This window comes from Aeromonas popoffii (genome assembly GCF_037818705.1).
Taxonomy (GTDB): Bacteria; Pseudomonadota; Gammaproteobacteria; order Enterobacterales; family Aeromonadaceae; genus Aeromonas; species Aeromonas popoffii.
Map to the genome: position 1 here is coordinate 4874587 of NZ_CP149129.1, position 14975 is coordinate 4889561.

At 53.8% G+C, this 14975-nt stretch carries 16 protein-coding genes; 3 read left to right on the forward strand and 13 right to left on the reverse strand.

Going from position 1 to position 14975, the window contains the following annotated elements; genetic code table 11:
• Window positions 1-3 precede the first annotated feature (3 nt).
• From WJM78_RS22675 to WJM78_RS22690, 4 genes are read right to left on the reverse strand one after another with little or no spacing between them, the layout of a single operon-like run.
• Window positions 4-702: a UPF0149 family protein gene (locus WJM78_RS22675; RefSeq protein WP_339012376.1), complete on the reverse strand. Its 699-nt coding sequence runs from the start codon at window positions 700-702 to the stop codon at window positions 4-6.
• Window positions 699-1982, reverse strand: a complete 1284-nt coding sequence (locus WJM78_RS22680) for a restriction endonuclease subunit S (protein ID WP_339012378.1) — start codon at window positions 1980-1982, stop codon at window positions 699-701. Before WJM78_RS22680 ends, WJM78_RS22675 begins: the two co-directional genes overlap by 4 nt.
• A complete protein-coding gene (locus WJM78_RS22685; RefSeq protein WP_339012381.1) occupies window positions 1972-3552 on the reverse strand; it encodes a type I restriction-modification system subunit M in 1581 nt (526 codons plus the stop codon). Before WJM78_RS22685 ends, WJM78_RS22680 begins: the two co-directional genes overlap by 11 nt.
• Window positions 3485-4087 carry a hypothetical protein gene (locus WJM78_RS22690; protein WP_339012383.1) on the reverse strand — a complete coding sequence of 201 codons (603 nt, stop codon included), beginning with the start codon at window positions 4085-4087 and terminating at the stop codon, window positions 3485-3487. The genes WJM78_RS22685 and WJM78_RS22690 overlap by 68 nt, the downstream gene beginning before the upstream one ends.
• Before the next feature lie 693 nt (window positions 4088-4780).
• On the opposite strand from WJM78_RS22690, the gene WJM78_RS22695 reads away from it, so the two are divergent.
• From WJM78_RS22695 to repC, 3 genes are read left to right on the forward strand one after another with little or no spacing between them, the layout of a single operon-like run.
• Window positions 4781-5116 (forward strand): helix-turn-helix domain-containing protein, encoded by a 336-nt coding sequence (locus WJM78_RS22695; RefSeq protein WP_339012386.1) that lies wholly within the window; start codon window positions 4781-4783, stop codon window positions 5114-5116.
• Window positions 5117-5123: 7 nt separating this feature from the next.
• Window positions 5124-5975, forward strand: a complete 852-nt coding sequence (locus tag WJM78_RS22700) for a helicase RepA family protein (protein ID WP_339015978.1) — start codon at window positions 5124-5126, stop codon at window positions 5973-5975.
• 25 nt (window positions 5976-6000) lie between these two features.
• Window positions 6001-6801, forward strand: coding sequence for a replication protein C, IncQ-type (gene repC / locus WJM78_RS22705; protein ID WP_199767378.1), 801 nt, complete (start codon window positions 6001-6003; stop codon window positions 6799-6801).
• A 294-nt stretch (window positions 6802-7095) separates the two neighbouring features.
• Here repC and WJM78_RS22710 read toward each other — a convergent pair whose 3' ends face one another.
• The 9 genes from WJM78_RS22710 to WJM78_RS22750 form a co-directional block, all read right to left on the reverse strand.
• A complete protein-coding gene (locus WJM78_RS22710) occupies window positions 7096-8235 on the reverse strand; it encodes a site-specific integrase (protein ID WP_218389770.1) in 1140 nt (379 codons plus the stop codon).
• A 162-nt stretch (window positions 8236-8397) separates the two neighbouring features.
• Window positions 8398-9759, reverse strand: a complete 1362-nt coding sequence (gene mnmE, locus WJM78_RS22715; protein ID WP_339012398.1) for a tRNA uridine-5-carboxymethylaminomethyl(34) synthesis GTPase MnmE — start codon at window positions 9757-9759, stop codon at window positions 8398-8400.
• A gap of 99 nt (window positions 9760-9858) precedes the next feature.
• Window positions 9859-11505 (reverse strand): membrane protein insertase YidC, encoded by a 1647-nt coding sequence (yidC, locus tag WJM78_RS22720; protein WP_042037152.1) that lies wholly within the window; start codon window positions 11503-11505, stop codon window positions 9859-9861.
• A 5-nt stretch (window positions 11506-11510) separates the two neighbouring features.
• A complete protein-coding gene (yidD, locus tag WJM78_RS22725) occupies window positions 11511-11759 on the reverse strand; it encodes a membrane protein insertion efficiency factor YidD (RefSeq protein ID WP_010635605.1) in 249 nt (82 codons plus the stop codon).
• Window positions 11726-12085, reverse strand: coding sequence for a ribonuclease P protein component (gene rnpA, locus WJM78_RS22730; protein ID WP_042037151.1), 360 nt, complete (start codon window positions 12083-12085; stop codon window positions 11726-11728). The genes yidD and rnpA overlap by 34 nt, the downstream gene beginning before the upstream one ends.
• A complete protein-coding gene (rpmH, locus tag WJM78_RS22735) occupies window positions 12085-12219 on the reverse strand; it encodes a 50S ribosomal protein L34 (protein ID WP_005307156.1) in 135 nt (44 codons plus the stop codon). The genes rnpA and rpmH overlap by 1 nt, the downstream gene beginning before the upstream one ends.
• A 270-nt stretch (window positions 12220-12489) precedes the next feature.
• Window positions 12490-13224, reverse strand: a complete 735-nt coding sequence (locus WJM78_RS22740) for an amino acid ABC transporter ATP-binding protein (RefSeq protein WP_275929699.1) — start codon at window positions 13222-13224, stop codon at window positions 12490-12492.
• A 12-nt stretch (window positions 13225-13236) separates the two neighbouring features.
• A complete protein-coding gene (locus WJM78_RS22745; RefSeq protein ID WP_339012405.1) occupies window positions 13237-13905 on the reverse strand; it encodes an amino acid ABC transporter permease in 669 nt (222 codons plus the stop codon).
• Window positions 13906-14664: an amino acid ABC transporter substrate-binding protein gene (locus WJM78_RS22750; protein ID WP_275929698.1), complete on the reverse strand. Its 759-nt coding sequence runs from the start codon at window positions 14662-14664 to the stop codon at window positions 13906-13908.
• Window positions 14665-14975: the final 311 nt, after the last annotated feature.

Here is a 14975-nt window from a genome sequence, read left to right on the forward strand (position 1 = left end):
TGGTTAATGCAAACAGCACTGCTTGAACTTCTTGCCGCTGCCACAGGGGCAGGGGTCATTGCGCCCGATCTTGGGGGCCGCTCTAACCGGCAGGGTTACTGGAGTGAGTGCTGGTGCGGCTATCGGCGCTGTGCTTGGCCCCCGTTGGGCCAGAAAATGGGCGTGCAGCCGCAAGGCGGCGGTGCCCACCTCGGCCACGCTCTGTTGATGCTCCGGTAGCGAAAGGCTGGCAAGCTGTGGCAGCAGGTCATCGCTGCCATGCAGGCGGATCACCTCAAGAGAGCTTTCCTGCTCCTCTGGCAAGGCTGGCCAGTTCCCCAGCGCCATGCCACGCAGATAGCCAAAGCACCAATCTTCGGCGTTGCAGATCTCCTGCCCTTCGACATAGTTGGCCATCAGCACCGGGATAAAGTGCTCGGGCTGATAACAGAGGGTGTGGGCCAGAATATTCATATGGCCAAGGATCAAATCCAGCGCCCGTTTCATATCCCGCTCGGACGACCACTCAGGGGGCGTGCCACCCCAGACTACCGGCCACCACTGGCTCGGCGGTACCAACTCGGGGCCGGAGAGTACCGCAGTCAGAAAGCCGTCGAGCGCCGACAAACTAAGCATCGAATCGTCGTTGCCATAGTCCATCAGCCGCTGCTCCAGCCACTCCACCTCGGATTCGGTCATGGGGTGAATGGTCACTTTTTTCATGCTGCCTCTTCCACCTTGACTCGCCGTTTGCCGGTCAACAGTTGTTGCATCAGGGCTTTTTTCTCTTGCTGTAAGGCAGCCAGTTTCTGTTGCAGGGCTGTGATTTCTTGATCGGCGGTGGATAGAACGTTGGCTATTTTATGTTGTTCTTCACGAGAAGGCAGCGGTATCACAACATCACGAACCTGTACCAGACTAATTTGTGGATATGCTTGTCCTGTTGTAATGCGTTCAAAGTAGTTTCTATACTTGATATCTCGCAAACAGTGGTAAATGAAATCAGTATTTACCTGTTGAGGGTTCAACGTAACTTTTGCTATATGTTGGTTAATGTTGGCCTCACAGATATGGTCTGGTAGCTTACAAATTCGGCCTACATTTCCTGTAATTGTGATTAAGAGATCGCCAGTAAATACTTTTGATCGTTTCATAGCCTCGTGAGCCTCATCACAGATAAAAGCGAGGCCAGACTCTTTAAAACCATCTTCTCCTACACATTCACTACGAAGAAAAGGTATGCCTGTATCTTGCCAATCAAAACCATAGGTAGTTGGGGTTGCCCCTTTGGTGATGAATGAGGAAACCTCTTCCATGGCGATCTCCCCCCAATCACTTGGAAGGGTTGCATATGGAGTTTTTGATGCTCTAGACTTTATCTCGTTGTTATCCAGCAGGCGTTTTTTGCCGGTGAGCAGTTGTTGCATTAGCGCCTTTTTCTGCTGCTGGCTATTGACCAGCAGTTGTTCGGTAGTGCTGATCGCCTTATCCCAAGTGGAGAGAATTTTGGCGATTTTCTTTTGCTCTGAAAGCGGGGGAACCAGTGCAGGAAATTCTTTTATTTGTTTTGAGTTGATACTAGCCAAATTTGTACTGCGTTTTGCACAACTTAAAAAATATGTTTTTCCGTAATAGCTGGCGGCCAACGCTGCGAGGAAAAATGAATCTATCATCTCGGAATTTGGGCGAACAGCAAAAACATGATTTTGGTGTAAACATGGCTCAATCTGCCCCTGCCACACATCTCCGCGGCCTAATTTATCGAAATCACCGCCCTCATTCATTAATACATCACCTTTCTTTAAGGAAAAGCGGTCCATCTTGTCCCGTTCAATTTCGATCTCTTTTACTTCATCCAGATTAATATGCCCATCTTGAACATTAGCTACTCGCAGATATGGGACAGTTACAGGATCTTTTAATCCCGTTTTACCTTTTGCAACTCCAGACCTAACCTCTGCAACTTGTTCTAGCGGTATTCTTTTCCACCCCTTAGGCACCATAGCCGAGTTCCTCCAGATACTTAGCCATCTCGATTTCCAGCTCGGCCAGTTGGGTTTTAAGCTGTTCGCGCTCGGCACGCACCGCCAGCAGGTCGATCTCTTCCTCTTCTTCAAAGGTATCGACATAGCGAGGAATATTGAGGTTGTAGTCGTTCTCCTTGATCTCTTTGAGCGAGGCGAGATGGGCATATTTATCGACATTGCCGCCATTGCGGTAGGTGGCGACGATCTTGGCTATATTTTCCGGGCTTAGCTGGTTCTGGTTCTTACCTGGCTTGAAGTCGCGGCTGGCGTCGATAAACAGCACGTTGTCGTCCACCTTCTCTTTTTTGAAGATCAAGATGGCGGCGGGGATGCCGGTGCCAAAGAACAGTTTCTCCGGCAGGCCGATCACCGCATCGAGCAGGTTCTCGTCGATCAGCTGCTGGCGGATTTTTCCTTCGCTCGAACCCCGGAAAAGCACGCCGTGGGGTACCACGACGCCCATGCGGCCGCTCTTGGGTTTCAGGGTCTCGATCATATGGAGGATAAAGGCGTAATCCCCCTTGGTCTTGGGTGGAATGCCGCGCTTGAAGCGGCCGAACTTATCGTGCTCGGCGTCGTCATGGCCCCATTTGTCGAGGGAAAACGGCGGGTTGGCGGTCACGATATCGAAGCGCATCAGATCGCCATTTTTATCCAGCAGTTTGGGGTTGCGGATGGTATCGCCCCACTCGATCTTGTGGTTGTCTTCCCCGTGCAGGAACATATTCATCTTGGCCAGCGACCAGGTGGAACCGATGGCCTCTTGCCCGTAGAGGGCATAACGTTTCTGGCCGTGTTTTTGTACCACCTTGCGGCCGCATTTCATCAAGAGCGACCCGGAACCACAGGCGGGATCGCATATGGTATCGCCGAGCTGCGGATCCAGCAGTTCGGCCATCAGATCGGAGACCTCGGGCGGGGTGTAGTACTCGCCAGCCTTCTGGCCGCTGTTGGCGGCAAACTTGCCTATCAGGTATTCGTATGCGTTGCCAATCACATCGAGGTTGCCTACTCGACTGGGTTTTAGATTGATCTCATCTTGGGCAAATGCTTCTAATAGTTGGCGTAGTATTGTGTTCTTTTGTTTCTCTTCCCCAAGACGATCGCTATTGAAGCTGATGTCCTGGAATACGCTCTTGTTGCCATCTTTGAGCTTGGTGCCATTGGCTTCTTCTAACGCATGCAGCGCACGGTCTATTCGTTCGCCGTTGCCAGGTTCATAACGACGTTCATAGAGGTGATAGAAGCTGGATTCTTCTGGCAGCACAAAACGTTCGCTTTTCATTAGCTCAATGAATAGCTCCGGTTCGCCAGGGTGCCGTCTTTTGTAATCTTCATAGTGGTCCTGCCAAACATCTGAGATGTATTTTAGGAACAGCATGGTCAGGATGAAGTCTTTGTAGGTGTCGGCACTGATGGTGCCTCGGAATGTATCGCAAACACTCCAAAGAATATTATTTATGGTATCTTGGTTTACTTTACTGTTCATTTCTAAATTTATCCTGTTGGATTTCATTACATATTTGGTTGAATAGCGTATCGCCATTCTCTATGAGTTTTTTGTATGTGTGTTTTTGTTGTAACCATGTTTGATTGATATTAGATATTCTCTCTTGGTCCATTCTGCTAGGTAGTTCTATTGGCATGTCCCCAACTATTTTTGCTGATATTTTATTTATATTGGTTCCTTCACTAACCTCAGCGAAGTAGCGTTGCCCTATGTTGGAATTAATATACCAGAGAAGAAAGTGAGGCGATACTTCGAGTTTGTCGCATATAATTACTGCGGTTTGATTTGTTGTAACAACAGGTAGGTCTGACCAAGATTCAAATATAGCAGCAGAAAACACCGGTCCCCTGAGCCTGAGCAAAATGTTACCACAAGATAAGGCGTGATGTGATATATGTGTCTCAGGCTGCACTTTTATCAAGTTATTTAGGTCAATTTTATCATCTGGAGTTATATCTTTTGTTTGTATGAGATAACAGGACCCGGTGAGAAAGTCTTCTTTGATAGCAGCTTTAAAAGCCATGCCGAGTTTTATTTCGGCAATATCACTCAGTTTTATAATTTTTCTCATGTTTTTATTAAAAAGGGGATTACTCCCCTTTTCCCTCACTAGAGGTTATGGTGACAATTTGTCGTATCTTTGTATCACCCATATTAATAGATAGATCGTATTCTATGGAGTGATAAGGCATCGGTTTCAATACGACCATCAGGAGTAGGTTGATGATGATCGTGCGTGGAATGCGGTTAGTAGCATTCCGTTTGGAATTTTGATAACATTTATCTGACATTAGGCTTACCTTATTCATTGGGGTCTGGGTCTAGTATCGAGAGGCGGTGGAAGCGCCAACTTAGCACCGCCTCTTCAACTCAAGTTGTACTGCTCTACTACGATCAGAAGTATCCTATCTTTATCCCACCAATGCAAGTAGTACAATCGTACTAGTTTGTTCTGTTTGTACAAAGAAACATTAAACTGTTGATTTTTATTGTTTTTATAAATTTCTCTTATGCAGGAATTTCCATTGTGTGCGGACAAAACCATGTTGGATTTCTTTGGCACTCACCTTGGGTGTCAAGTTAGCAGCCGTTGTCAGTTGCTATTCTGGTAAACCTTCTGTCAGGACCTCCGCCAAAATTTCACATGTGAAATTTTTCCCGAAAACGCTGTAAGTGCCCAAAACGGGTACTTACAGCGCTCTGGATTTCGTTAGGTCCTCGGTACGCTTTGCATGTTGATGTTTGTTACAGGGAGATCATCTGCATGCGTGAGCAAAATCCGTCAGTTTACAGCGATCCTAACGGGTCAATTCTGAAAGAGCTTTATGAGCTGAAACGGCTGGTGATCCAGCAAGGGCAGGGGCAGAAGGAGGTGATTTCTGCCGAGGAATGCGCTGAGTTGCTGGGGGTTTCTGTCAGCTATGTGTACCGGCTGACCAGTGAAAAGCGTCTGCCGCATTACAAGCCACAAGGGAAAAAGATCTACTTTAAGCGGGCCGAGTTGCTCGATTGGCTGCTCTCCCACCGCATTTCACCGGACGCCGAACTCACTGAGCATGTGACCAAGCGTGTACGACAAGCTAGTCATAGGCGGTTGTGAGGCTGTTATGGAGCGAGATCTCATTGCATCTCACTGGCCTCAGGATCTCCGGTCGGCTTTTGTTGAACCTCCAAAACCCCTCGATTTTGTCCTCCCGGGGCTGCCTGTTGGCTGCGTTGGTGCTTTGGTGTCACCGGGAGGAGTGGGCAAATCGATGTTGGCATTGCAACTGGCAATGCAGATATCCGGTGGGCCGGATTGGATTGGACTTGGCAATCTGGGCAGGGGGGCTGTGCTCTACCTACCTGCTGAGGACCCTTGGCCTGTACTGCACCAGCGCTTGTTTTCCTTGGGCGTATATCTTGACGCTGAACTTCGTGCCAACGTTGAACGAGACCTTCGTTTGATATCGCTTCAGGGTGCCAGTCCGAATGTGTTGGATAGCCACTGGTGGGAAGCGATTGCTATTTGGGCTAAAGGGGTGAGGTTGATTGTCATCGATACTCTGAGGCGCTTCCACGATGCTGACGAGAACGCGGCCTGTGCCATGACGCAGGTACTGGGTCAGTTGGAGCGGCTGGCCATGGGGCTGGGATGCGCTGTGCTGTTTGTACACCACACCAGTAAATCTGCGGCATTCCAAGAAGCTGGCGATCTGCAGCAGGCAAGCCGTGGTTCGTCGGTACTGGTGGACAACGTCCGCTGGCAGGCCTATCTCGCCACTATGACCAAGAAAGAGGCGCAGCAGCTGGGCGTATCGCCGGATCAGAGCCAGCACTATGTGCGGTTTGGGGTCAGTAAAAGCAACTATGTGCCACCGTTACCAGAGCGCTGGCTGATGCGGGGAGAGGGCGGCGTGCTGCACCCCGCTAGGTTGGACGTAACACGCCGAGCGGGAGGCAAACGTGCCTTGCTTTGAATTGACCCATGCCCGGCACGACCATATGCACTGTCTGGCCCCAGGATTGTTCAGAGCCATCGCTCCTGGTCAGCGCCGCCGAGACAAGCTGGATGCGGTGTATCGGTTCGGTGGGGGCAATCAGATTGAGTTTTCCGGGCCAGAGCCGCTGGGTGCCGATGACCTTCGTGTGCTTCAGGGGCTGGTTGCCCTGGCTGGTGTTGAGGACTATAGCGCCATCATTGAGCCCATTGCCGCTACCGGGGAGGGCAACAACTTACGTACCCTGCTAGAGCCTCGCTGGGCAGCCAATCAGCAACGAGTCTTGGTAGTCAAAAGCAGCCTGCACAAACTGGCCAAGGAGATTGGCTACGCCAACCCTCGTGACACCAATACGGTGCGCCGCTGTGTCGAGCGGTTATGGAAGGTGTCGGTGATAGCGCAGGTAGCAGGCCAGCGCAGCGGTTTTCGTCTGTTGGCGAACTATGCCAGCGATGCCCTGACCGACGGGCTCTTTGTGGCGCTCAATCCTTTGCTGACCTCCGCCATTATGGGCTCTGGCCGCTATGTTCGTATCGACATGACAGAGGTGCGGCGCCTGAGTGGCAGCATCACCAGACTGTTGCATCAGCGGCTATGTGCCTGGGTCGATGTTGGCCAGAGTCGGACGGTGCAGCTAGACACCTTGGTTGCTTATGTTTTTCCTGAGGAAGCCAGCATGGCCACCCACCGCAAGCGGCAATCGCGAGTCCGCAAGGCACTGGATGAACTGGCTGAACTGGGTTGGTCAATCAGTGAACATGCCAAGGGGCGGTTCACCATAGGCCGGCCTGCGCTATCACGATAATGGTCACAAACCATCACGAAAGTGGTCACAAAGTTCACGATATTGGTCACAGGCCTAATCAGTTAAACCCAGGTGCTACTTGGGCTGCAGGGCGATCCTGAGATTCGATCTAGATTATCTAAGATCATCTACGCCAGCGCTGGGTGGCGCTGGCGTTTCTGTTGGCTCTTCCTGGCTAGGATCCGCTTCCTGCTCTAACTGGTTAAGTATCAGCGCAGCCTGCCGGTTGGCGGCTGCGACTACTTCAGGCTTCTCACTGGCCAGGATCTCTTCAAGGGCGCGTCCCATCTTCTATCACTCCAATACGTTGGGAAAATCGAGCATGGCATCTCTACGCCGTGATTCAAGGATGTCTGCATAGATCTCGGTGGTTCTCAACTCGCTGTGCCCCAGTAAGCGGGAGAGCGCATAGATATCGACGCCACGGTTAAGCTGGATGACGGCGAAGCTATGGCGTGCGCTGTGGAAGGTGACCTTCTTGGTTATACCCGCCTGCAACGCCCACCGGGTGAGCTCCATATTGTGCCAGGCCGAGTATTTCAGGCCTTTGAAGATCCGCTCCGATGTCTTTCCTGAGCGCCCCATCAGCTGCATTGCCATGTCATTCAGATCCAGGTATTGCAGGCCACTGGTCTTCTTCTGGATGAAGACGATGCGGTAGTGACCATAGAAGGGCTCCAGCTCGGCCCAGGTCAGCTGATGAATGTCGGACCAGCGTAAGCCCGTGCAGCAGGAGAACAGAAAGGCGCGCTTAAGAACGTCGTAGCGGCACTCGGCCTGTGCAAGGGCCCGTACCTCGTCCTCGGTCAGGTAAACACGCTTGTTCTTCTCCCCCTGGATAGCTTTGACACGTCGTACCGGATTATCCGGTAGCAGCCGCTCCTGCTCTGCCTGGTTCAGGGCTGCCCTTAACTTGTTGAAATAGGCACTTTGGGTGTTGCGGCTCAGTGGCGTGGCGCTTTTGGTGCGGGCTTTGTGCATCAGGTAGTGCCGAAACCCCTCCAGGAACAGCTGATCTACTTCCTCGAAAGTCAGATCAGGCAGTTTATGGAACTGGCGCAAATGCTTAAGGGTAGACACCCAGATGGAATGGTTGCTCTTGCTGCCTGCCGCCTTTTGGTCGGTCACTTCCTGGAAGTACTCGAAGAAGCTGGCCTTGTGGGCATTTGAGAAATCTAGGTGGTGTTTGCCGGTCTCGTATTCGAATAGCCGCTTGGCGCGGATGGCTTCGGCTGCCCGCTGGGTTTCTTTGTTGTGGAGACGCTGTGCTGGGGTACGCGGCTTGTCGTACAGGAAGAGATCCAGGGTCTCTCTGCTGCGTTTGTGCTTGCGGATGCCCGTAACTGGATCAAGGTAGGAACCGGCGTAGTAGGTTAAGCGCAGAGCGCGCTTGCCTTCGGCGTCAGGTTCGCGGATTTCGATGCTGATCTTCATAAGTGTCCCCCGAGAGTACCCCGAGAGGTTACTTCGGGGTACTCTCGGGGTAAATTCTCACGAAACAAGATCAGGCAAGAATAGCCAGTAAAAAACAAAGTCCAATATTTACAATGTGTTATGTTCTCACTGGCTGCTTTTTATTGCTGATTTTTCACCACATTACTTGCCGATGCAGAAACTGGAGAAGATGCGACCCAGCAGATCGTCGGAGCTGAACTCGCCGGTGATCTCGGACAGAGACTCCTGCGCCAGACGCAGCTCTTCGGCCACCAGTTCACCGGCGACATAGATTTCCAGCTGATCTTTGGCCACCAGCAACCGCTCGGCGGCGCGCTCCAGCGCATCCAGGTGGCGGCGGCGAGCCATGAAGCCCCCCTCAGTGTTGCCCTGGAAGCCCATGCAGGCTTTCAGGTGGTCGCGTAGGGCAGGCAGCCCCAGCTCTGTCTTGGCGGAGATGCGGTAGACGGCGTGGCCCAGTTCCTGGCTTGGAGCCAGATCCTCACCGGTCAGGTCGGCCTTGTTGCGCACCACAGTGAGGCCGATGTTTTTTGGCAACCGATCAACAAATTCCGGCCAGATCTCTCGCGGGTCGATCGCATCGGTCGTTGTGCCATCCACCATAAAGAGCACACGGTCGGCCTGTTCTATCTCGGCCCAGGCACGCTCGATGCCGATCTTTTCCACCTGATCTTGGGTGTCGCGCAGACCGGCGGTATCTATGATGTGCAGCGGCATGCCATCCAGGTGGATGTGCTCGCGCAGCACGTCGCGGGTGGTGCCGGCTATCTCGGTGACGATGGCGGACTCGCGCCCTGCCAGGGCATTTAGCAGGCTGGATTTACCTGCGTTAGGCCGACCGGCTATCACTACCTTCATCCCTTCTCGTAGCAGGGCGCCTTGCTTGGCCTCACTGCGCACACCGTCCAGTGACCCCATGATGGCGTAGAGATCGCCAGCCACCTTGCCGTCGGAGAGGAAGTCGATCTCCTCGTCCGGGAAGTCGATGGCGGCTTCGACATAGATGCGCAGCCGGATCAGGCTCTCCACCAGTTGCTGGATTTTGCTGGAGAACTGCCCCTGCAGGGAGTGCATGGCGCTGCGGGCGGCCTGTTCGCTGGAGGCTTCGATCAGATCGGCGATGGCCTCGGCCTGGGCCAGATCCAGCTTGTCGTTCATGAAGGCGCGCTCGCTGAACTCGCCGGGACGGGCAGGGCGCAGCCCCTTTATCTGCAGAATACGGCGCACCAGCATGTCCATGATGACGGGGCCACCGTGACCCTGCAGCTCCAGCACATCCTCGCCGGTGAAGCTGTTGGGGGCCTTGAACAGCAGGGCAATGCCCTGATCCAGCGGTTGGCCTTGCTCATCCTTGAACGGCAGATATTCGGCGTAGCGCACCCGCGGGCGCTTGCCGAGCACTATCTCGGCGACCTGTTCGGCGGCGGGGCCTGAGACCCGGACTATGCCAACGCCGCCACGGCCGGGCGCGGTGGCCTGGGCCACGATCGTATCTGTTGTCATCTTGCTTGGCTCATTTGCTCGGTAATTGGGGGACATTGTAATAAAAAAGGCGGCCCCAAGGCCGCCTCTTTTGTTATCAGGGGGAAGATTAGCTGCGCATCAGTTGCGAGTGTGCAGGCCTTTCTTCTCCAGCTGACGATAGATGATGGTCTGCTGGGTAATGGAGATGAGGTTGCTCACCAACCAGTACAGGGTCAGGCCAGCCGGGAACCAGAGGAACATGAAGGTAAAGATGATCGGCATGAACTGCATCACCTTCTGCTGCATCGGGTCTGTCACCGTGGTCGGGCTCATCTTCTGCAGATACCACATGGAAGCACCCATGAGGATTGGCAGCACGAAGAAGGGGTCCTTCACCGACAGGTCGGTGATCCACAGGATGAATGGCGCATGACGCAGCTCAACAGATTCCATCAGGGCCCAGTAAAGGGCGATGAAGATCGGCATCTGGACCAGGATCGGCAGACAGCCACCCAGCGGGTTGACCTTCTCCTTCTTGTACAGCTCCATCATGCCCTGAGACATCTTCTGGCGATCGTCACCGAAGCGCTCACGCAGTGCGGCCAGCTTGGGCTGCAGCATGCGCATCTTGGCCATGGAGGTGTACTGGGCCTTGGTCAGCGGGAACATGATGCCGCGCACCAGCAGGGTCAGCATGATGATGGCCAGACCCCAGTTCTGGACGAAACCGTGGAACACGGTCAGCAACCAGTGCAGCGGTTGGGCGATAAACCAGAGCCAGCCGTAGTCGACGGTCAGGTCGAGGTGGTTTGCCACCTTGGACATCTCGTCTTGCAGCTTGGGACCCACCCACAGCGTGCTGGTCACTTCGGCCTGCTCGCCTGCAGCCACGTCTACCAGCGGCGCCTTGAAGCCGATGATGGCCTGGTCTTTACCAGGGATCACGCGGCTGTAGAAGCTGTTGATATCGTCGGCATTCGGTGCCCAGGCAGAGACGAAGTAGTGTTGCAGCATGGCGACCCAACCACCTTTGGTGGTCTTGTTCAGGTCGGCATCCTTCATATCGCCGAATGTGTACTTCTTGTAGCGGCTATCTTCGCTGGAGAAGGCGCCACCACGGTAAGCACTGGCTACCATGGCGTGACCTTCCTGATCCTTGGGTGTGGTCATGGTCTGCTTCAGCTGACCGTAGAACTGTACCTGGACCGGCTCGGTGGATTTGTTGTCGATCTTGTATTCGACACCAATCGCATAGTCACCACGTTTGAGCACGAACTCTTTGGTGAAGACCACACCTTTGCTGTCGGTCCAGGTCATCGGAACGACGACTTGATCCTGACCATCGGCCAGCTGGTAGCTGGTCTGGGTGGCTTCATAGGTAGGACGACCTTGGACCTGGCTGTGAGGACCGTCGCGACCTACCAGGCCGCTCTGGGCGACATAGAGGCGGTCAGGCTGACTGGTCAGCAGGACGAAGGGTTGATCCTGGCCTTCTTCCTGCTTGTGGGCCAGTAGCTCGGCAGACACTATGTCACCGCCCTGGGTGTCCAGGGTCAGCTTGAGCACGTCGGAGGAGACGGTGATCAGCTTGCGTGCGGCGTTCGTGTTGGTTTGCTCGGAAACCTGAGGAATATCACCGGTCTGACCGGCTTCAGGTACGAAATGTTCGGTTTGGGCCACGGTAGTCGGGGCCAGCTTCGGAGCCTTGTCAGACTCCCACTGTTGCCAGAGCAGAAAGCTCACGAACAGCAAACCGATCAGGATGAGATTGCGTTGTGATTCCATAGTCTTCAGTTTCTTCGCTTTGGTTGCGGAACCGGGTCATAACCACCCTCGGATAAGGGATGGCATTTTAATAGACGTTTGCTGGCTAACCAAACGCCTTTTATGAAACCGTGAAGTCGGATTGCTTCTATCGCAAATTGGGAACAAGTTGGCGTGAAACGGCAGCGCGGCCCGAGCAGAGGGCTAATGATTAGCTGATACAGGCGTATCAGTTTGACAGCTACCCATTGCAACGGCGTGACAGAGTGCGCCATAGCTTTTCCAGTAACTTGAACAGCTCCTCGTTGTCCATCTCTTTGACGCCGCCCTTGGCGATCACGACGATGTCGATAGCGGGCAGGTTGGCTTGATTGAGGCGGAAACTTTCCCGGACCACTCGTTTGACACGATTACGCCAGACGGCACGCTTGAGTGCTTTTTTGGGCACAGCGAGGCCAAGACGGGGATGTTCGAGGGTGTTGGGACAGGCGAGAAGAGTAATTTGCGGAGAAGCGGCCCGGACAGGCTCGGCGAAAACGCGTTTGAAGTGTTCGGGAGTTAACAGACGTAACTCCCGAGAGAAGGTGTGCGGCGTTGGCATTAAACTACCAGACGGGCACGACCCTTGGCACGACGAGCGGCCAGAACTTTACGACCGTTGGCAGTTGCCATGCGGGCGCGGAAACCGTGAGAGCGCTTGCGCTTCAGGTTGGACGGTTGAAAAGTACGTTTCATGATTCGATTCCGTATTTCTGTACAGTTTTGATTGTCACACTTAGCCGACGCGCCAGCTATAGCGTGTGACGACTAGCAAAAGAGGCCGAATTCTAAACAGAGTTCGGCTTTTAGTCAATCCGCCGTTCCCTCTCATCTTGCCCTGACTCATAAGTAAGCAGGAGAAGCTGGCAGGATCCGGAGGATCAAGGGCTCCGGATTATACTGGCAACCCGGGGTTAAACAAGGATCCTCCAATAAAAAAGGCGGCAAGGCCGCCAAAAGAGAGAGCTACTTAAGCACTTTTCGCAAGAATTCCCGGGTGCGGGGATCCTTGGGATCGACCAATATCTGATCCGGCGGGCCCTGTTCCACGATCCGGCCCCCCTCCATGAAGATCACCCGATCGGCAACATCACGAGCAAATTCAATCTCATGGGTCACCACTACCATGGTCTGGTGCTGGCGGGCGAGTTCCTTCATCAACCCAAGTACCTCGTCGACCCACTCGGGATCGAGGGCCGAGGTGGGCTCATCGAACAGAATGACCTTGGAGTGAGCCGCCATGGCGCGGCCGATGCCGACCCGTTGCTGCTGGCCGCCGGAGAGGGACGCCGGGTAGGCATCCTGCTTGTCGGCAAGCCCGATGTCCTTGAGGATGCCGAGGGCTGTGGTGCGAGCCTCAGCCTTCGGCTGCTTCCAGACGGTGATCAGCCCCTCGGCTATGTTGTCCAGCGCCGTTTTGTTGGCGAACAGCGCGTAGTTCTGGAACACGAAGGAGGCACGTTTGCGCAGCTCAATGGCTTGCTGCTCGCTGGCGTTGGCCAGGTCCAGCTGCAGATCATCGATGGCAAGGGAGCCTGCATCCGGGGTTTCCAGCAGGTTGAGGCAGCGCAGCAGGGTTGATTTGCCGGTCCCGGAGGGACCAATGATGACCACTATCTCCCCCTTCCTGACCTCCAGATCTATGCTGTTGAGCACCTTGTTGTCCTGAAATGCCTTGGAGAGGCCGGTTAATTTGATCATCGCAGACCTCCTTTAATAGGCTCGGTTCAGGTGAACTTCCAGCAGGTGCTGCAAGCGGGTGAAGATGATGACCACCACCCAGTAGACCAGGGCCACCGCCATGAAGCTCTCGAAGAACTTGAAGGAGGAGGAGGCTTCCATCTGCGCCTTGCCCATGATCTCTGCTACGCCCAGGGTGAATGCCAGCGAGGTGCTCTTGATCATGTCGATGAAGTAGTTCATCAGCGACGGCGTTGCTATGCGGGCCGCCTGCGGCAATATGATCCGCTGCATCGCTTGGTAACGGCTCATGCCGATACTGAGAGCCGCTTCCATCTGGCTCTTGTTAATGCCCAGAATGGCGGCGCGGATCGACTCGGCCATGTAGGCGGCGAAGTGCAGGGTCAGCCCGACGATGGCGGCGGTAAAGGCATCCATCCCCACGAAGATGGGGAACAATTGCGGCAGTCCGTAATAGAGCAGGAACAGTTGGACGAGCAGGGGAGTACCTCGAAAGAACGAGATATAGGGCATCGCCAGCCAGTGGATCACGGGGATGCGAAACACCCGTACTATCGCCAGGGTCAGCGACAATACGAGTGCCAAGACGAATCCCCACAGGGCCATTTCCATCGTGGTGCCCAAGTATTTGAGCAGGATGGGGAACAGCCCTAGTGTGTACTCGAGGTCAAATTCCATCATTTATTTGTCGGTGATGTCGGAAGCGAACCATTTCTCGGAGATTTGACGCAGGGTGCCATCTTTGCGCATGGCGGTCAGGGCGTCATCCACCTTCTTCAGCAGCACCTGTTTCTCCGGGGTATTCAGGAAGGGCAGGGCGTTCTCGATAGTCTCGAACGGTGCGCCAGCCTGTTGCAGCGGCAGCTTGGACTCTTTGATCAGCTGGGCGGTGGAGACGCGGTCCATCACGAAGGCATCGATGCGACCCAGGGCGACATCTTGCTCGAAATTGGAGTCATAGGTGCGGATATCGATCTTCTTGTTCGGGTCGTTCTTGCGCAGCAGCTCTTCGAAGTTGGAGCCAAGGTTGACAGCTACCTTCTTGCCTTCCAGATCCTTGATGCCGTGAATGGTACTGTTGCCTTTGCGGACCACTATCTGGGCGCCGTCATAGACATAGGGCTGGGAGAAGGCGTACTTGGCCTTGCGCTCGTCTGTGATGGTGATCTGGTTGGAGATGGTATCGATGCGGCCGGTATCCAGCATGCCGAACAGGCCGGAGAAGCTGGCGGTCACGAACTCGACCTTATAGCCGGTGCGCTCACCAATCTGGTTCCACATATCCACCTCAAAGCCCTGCAGCTTGTCCTGCTTGACGAAGGTGAACGGGAAATACTTGCCGGACATGCCGACCTTGATGGTTTCCTGGGCGATGGCTTGACCGGACAGGGCTGCCAGCAGAATGGCGGCACCGGAGACCAGCTTGATGGATGATGTCATGGGGATTCCTCTCTCTGTTGTTCTGTATTTTTAGTTGTAATCACTGAATGTGAGCTGATGTTATTGGAATAAAAGCCAAAGAATAAATGATATTTGGTTATATAAAATAACCGGTTCAGGTCTGGATCTTTGGTGTCATCCAGGATGGATCAGGCTGTGGGTAACTTTGGGGATGAAATCAGATCCAGCGGTGCTGGATCCTTGAAAGTCAAGGATCTTATTTGCTGGATCCGCTAGGTGGCAGCTAGAGATCCAGCCGCTAAAAACGTAGAATAGCCGGTCTTTAGTTAATCAATTGACGGGAGTTTAGA

What these genes read in the sequence shown, in the direction of transcription:
- WJM78_RS22675 (WP_339012376.1), bottom strand. Translation starts at nt 702, where the DNA reads ATGAAAAAAGTGACCATTCACCCCATGACCGAATCCGAGGTGGAGTGG.
- WJM78_RS22680 (WP_339012378.1), bottom strand. Translation starts at nt 1,982, where the DNA reads ATGGTGCCTAAGGGGTGGAAAAGAATACCGCTAGAACAAGTTGCAGAG.
- WJM78_RS22685 (WP_339012381.1), bottom strand. Translation starts at nt 3,552, where the DNA reads ATGGCGATACGCTATTCAACCAAATATGTAATGAAATCCAACAGGATA.
- WJM78_RS22690 (WP_339012383.1), bottom strand. Translation starts at nt 4,087, where the DNA reads ATGAGAAAAATTATAAAACTGAGTGATATTGCCGAAATAAAACTCGGC.
- WJM78_RS22695 (WP_339012386.1), top strand. Translation starts at nt 4,781, where the DNA reads ATGCGTGAGCAAAATCCGTCAGTTTACAGCGATCCTAACGGGTCAATT.
- WJM78_RS22700 (WP_339015978.1), top strand. Translation starts at nt 5,124, where the DNA reads ATGGAGCGAGATCTCATTGCATCTCACTGGCCTCAGGATCTCCGGTCG.
- repC (WP_199767378.1), top strand. Translation starts at nt 6,001, where the DNA reads ATGCACTGTCTGGCCCCAGGATTGTTCAGAGCCATCGCTCCTGGTCAG.
- WJM78_RS22710 (WP_218389770.1), bottom strand. Translation starts at nt 8,235, where the DNA reads ATGAAGATCAGCATCGAAATCCGCGAACCTGACGCCGAAGGCAAGCGC.
- mnmE (WP_339012398.1), bottom strand. Translation starts at nt 9,759, where the DNA reads ATGACAACAGATACGATCGTGGCCCAGGCCACCGCGCCCGGCCGTGGC.
- yidC (WP_042037152.1), bottom strand. Translation starts at nt 11,505, where the DNA reads ATGGAATCACAACGCAATCTCATCCTGATCGGTTTGCTGTTCGTGAGC.
- yidD (WP_010635605.1), bottom strand. Translation starts at nt 11,759, where the DNA reads ATGGCGCACTCTGTCACGCCGTTGCAATGGGTAGCTGTCAAACTGATA.
- rnpA (WP_042037151.1), bottom strand. Translation starts at nt 12,085, where the DNA reads ATGCCAACGCCGCACACCTTCTCTCGGGAGTTACGTCTGTTAACTCCC.
- rpmH (WP_005307156.1), bottom strand. Translation starts at nt 12,219, where the DNA reads ATGAAACGTACTTTTCAACCGTCCAACCTGAAGCGCAAGCGCTCTCAC.
- WJM78_RS22740 (WP_275929699.1), bottom strand. Translation starts at nt 13,224, where the DNA reads ATGATCAAATTAACCGGCCTCTCCAAGGCATTTCAGGACAACAAGGTG.
- WJM78_RS22745 (WP_339012405.1), bottom strand. Translation starts at nt 13,905, where the DNA reads ATGATGGAATTTGACCTCGAGTACACACTAGGGCTGTTCCCCATCCTG.
- WJM78_RS22750 (WP_275929698.1), bottom strand. Translation starts at nt 14,664, where the DNA reads ATGACATCATCCATCAAGCTGGTCTCCGGTGCCGCCATTCTGCTGGCA.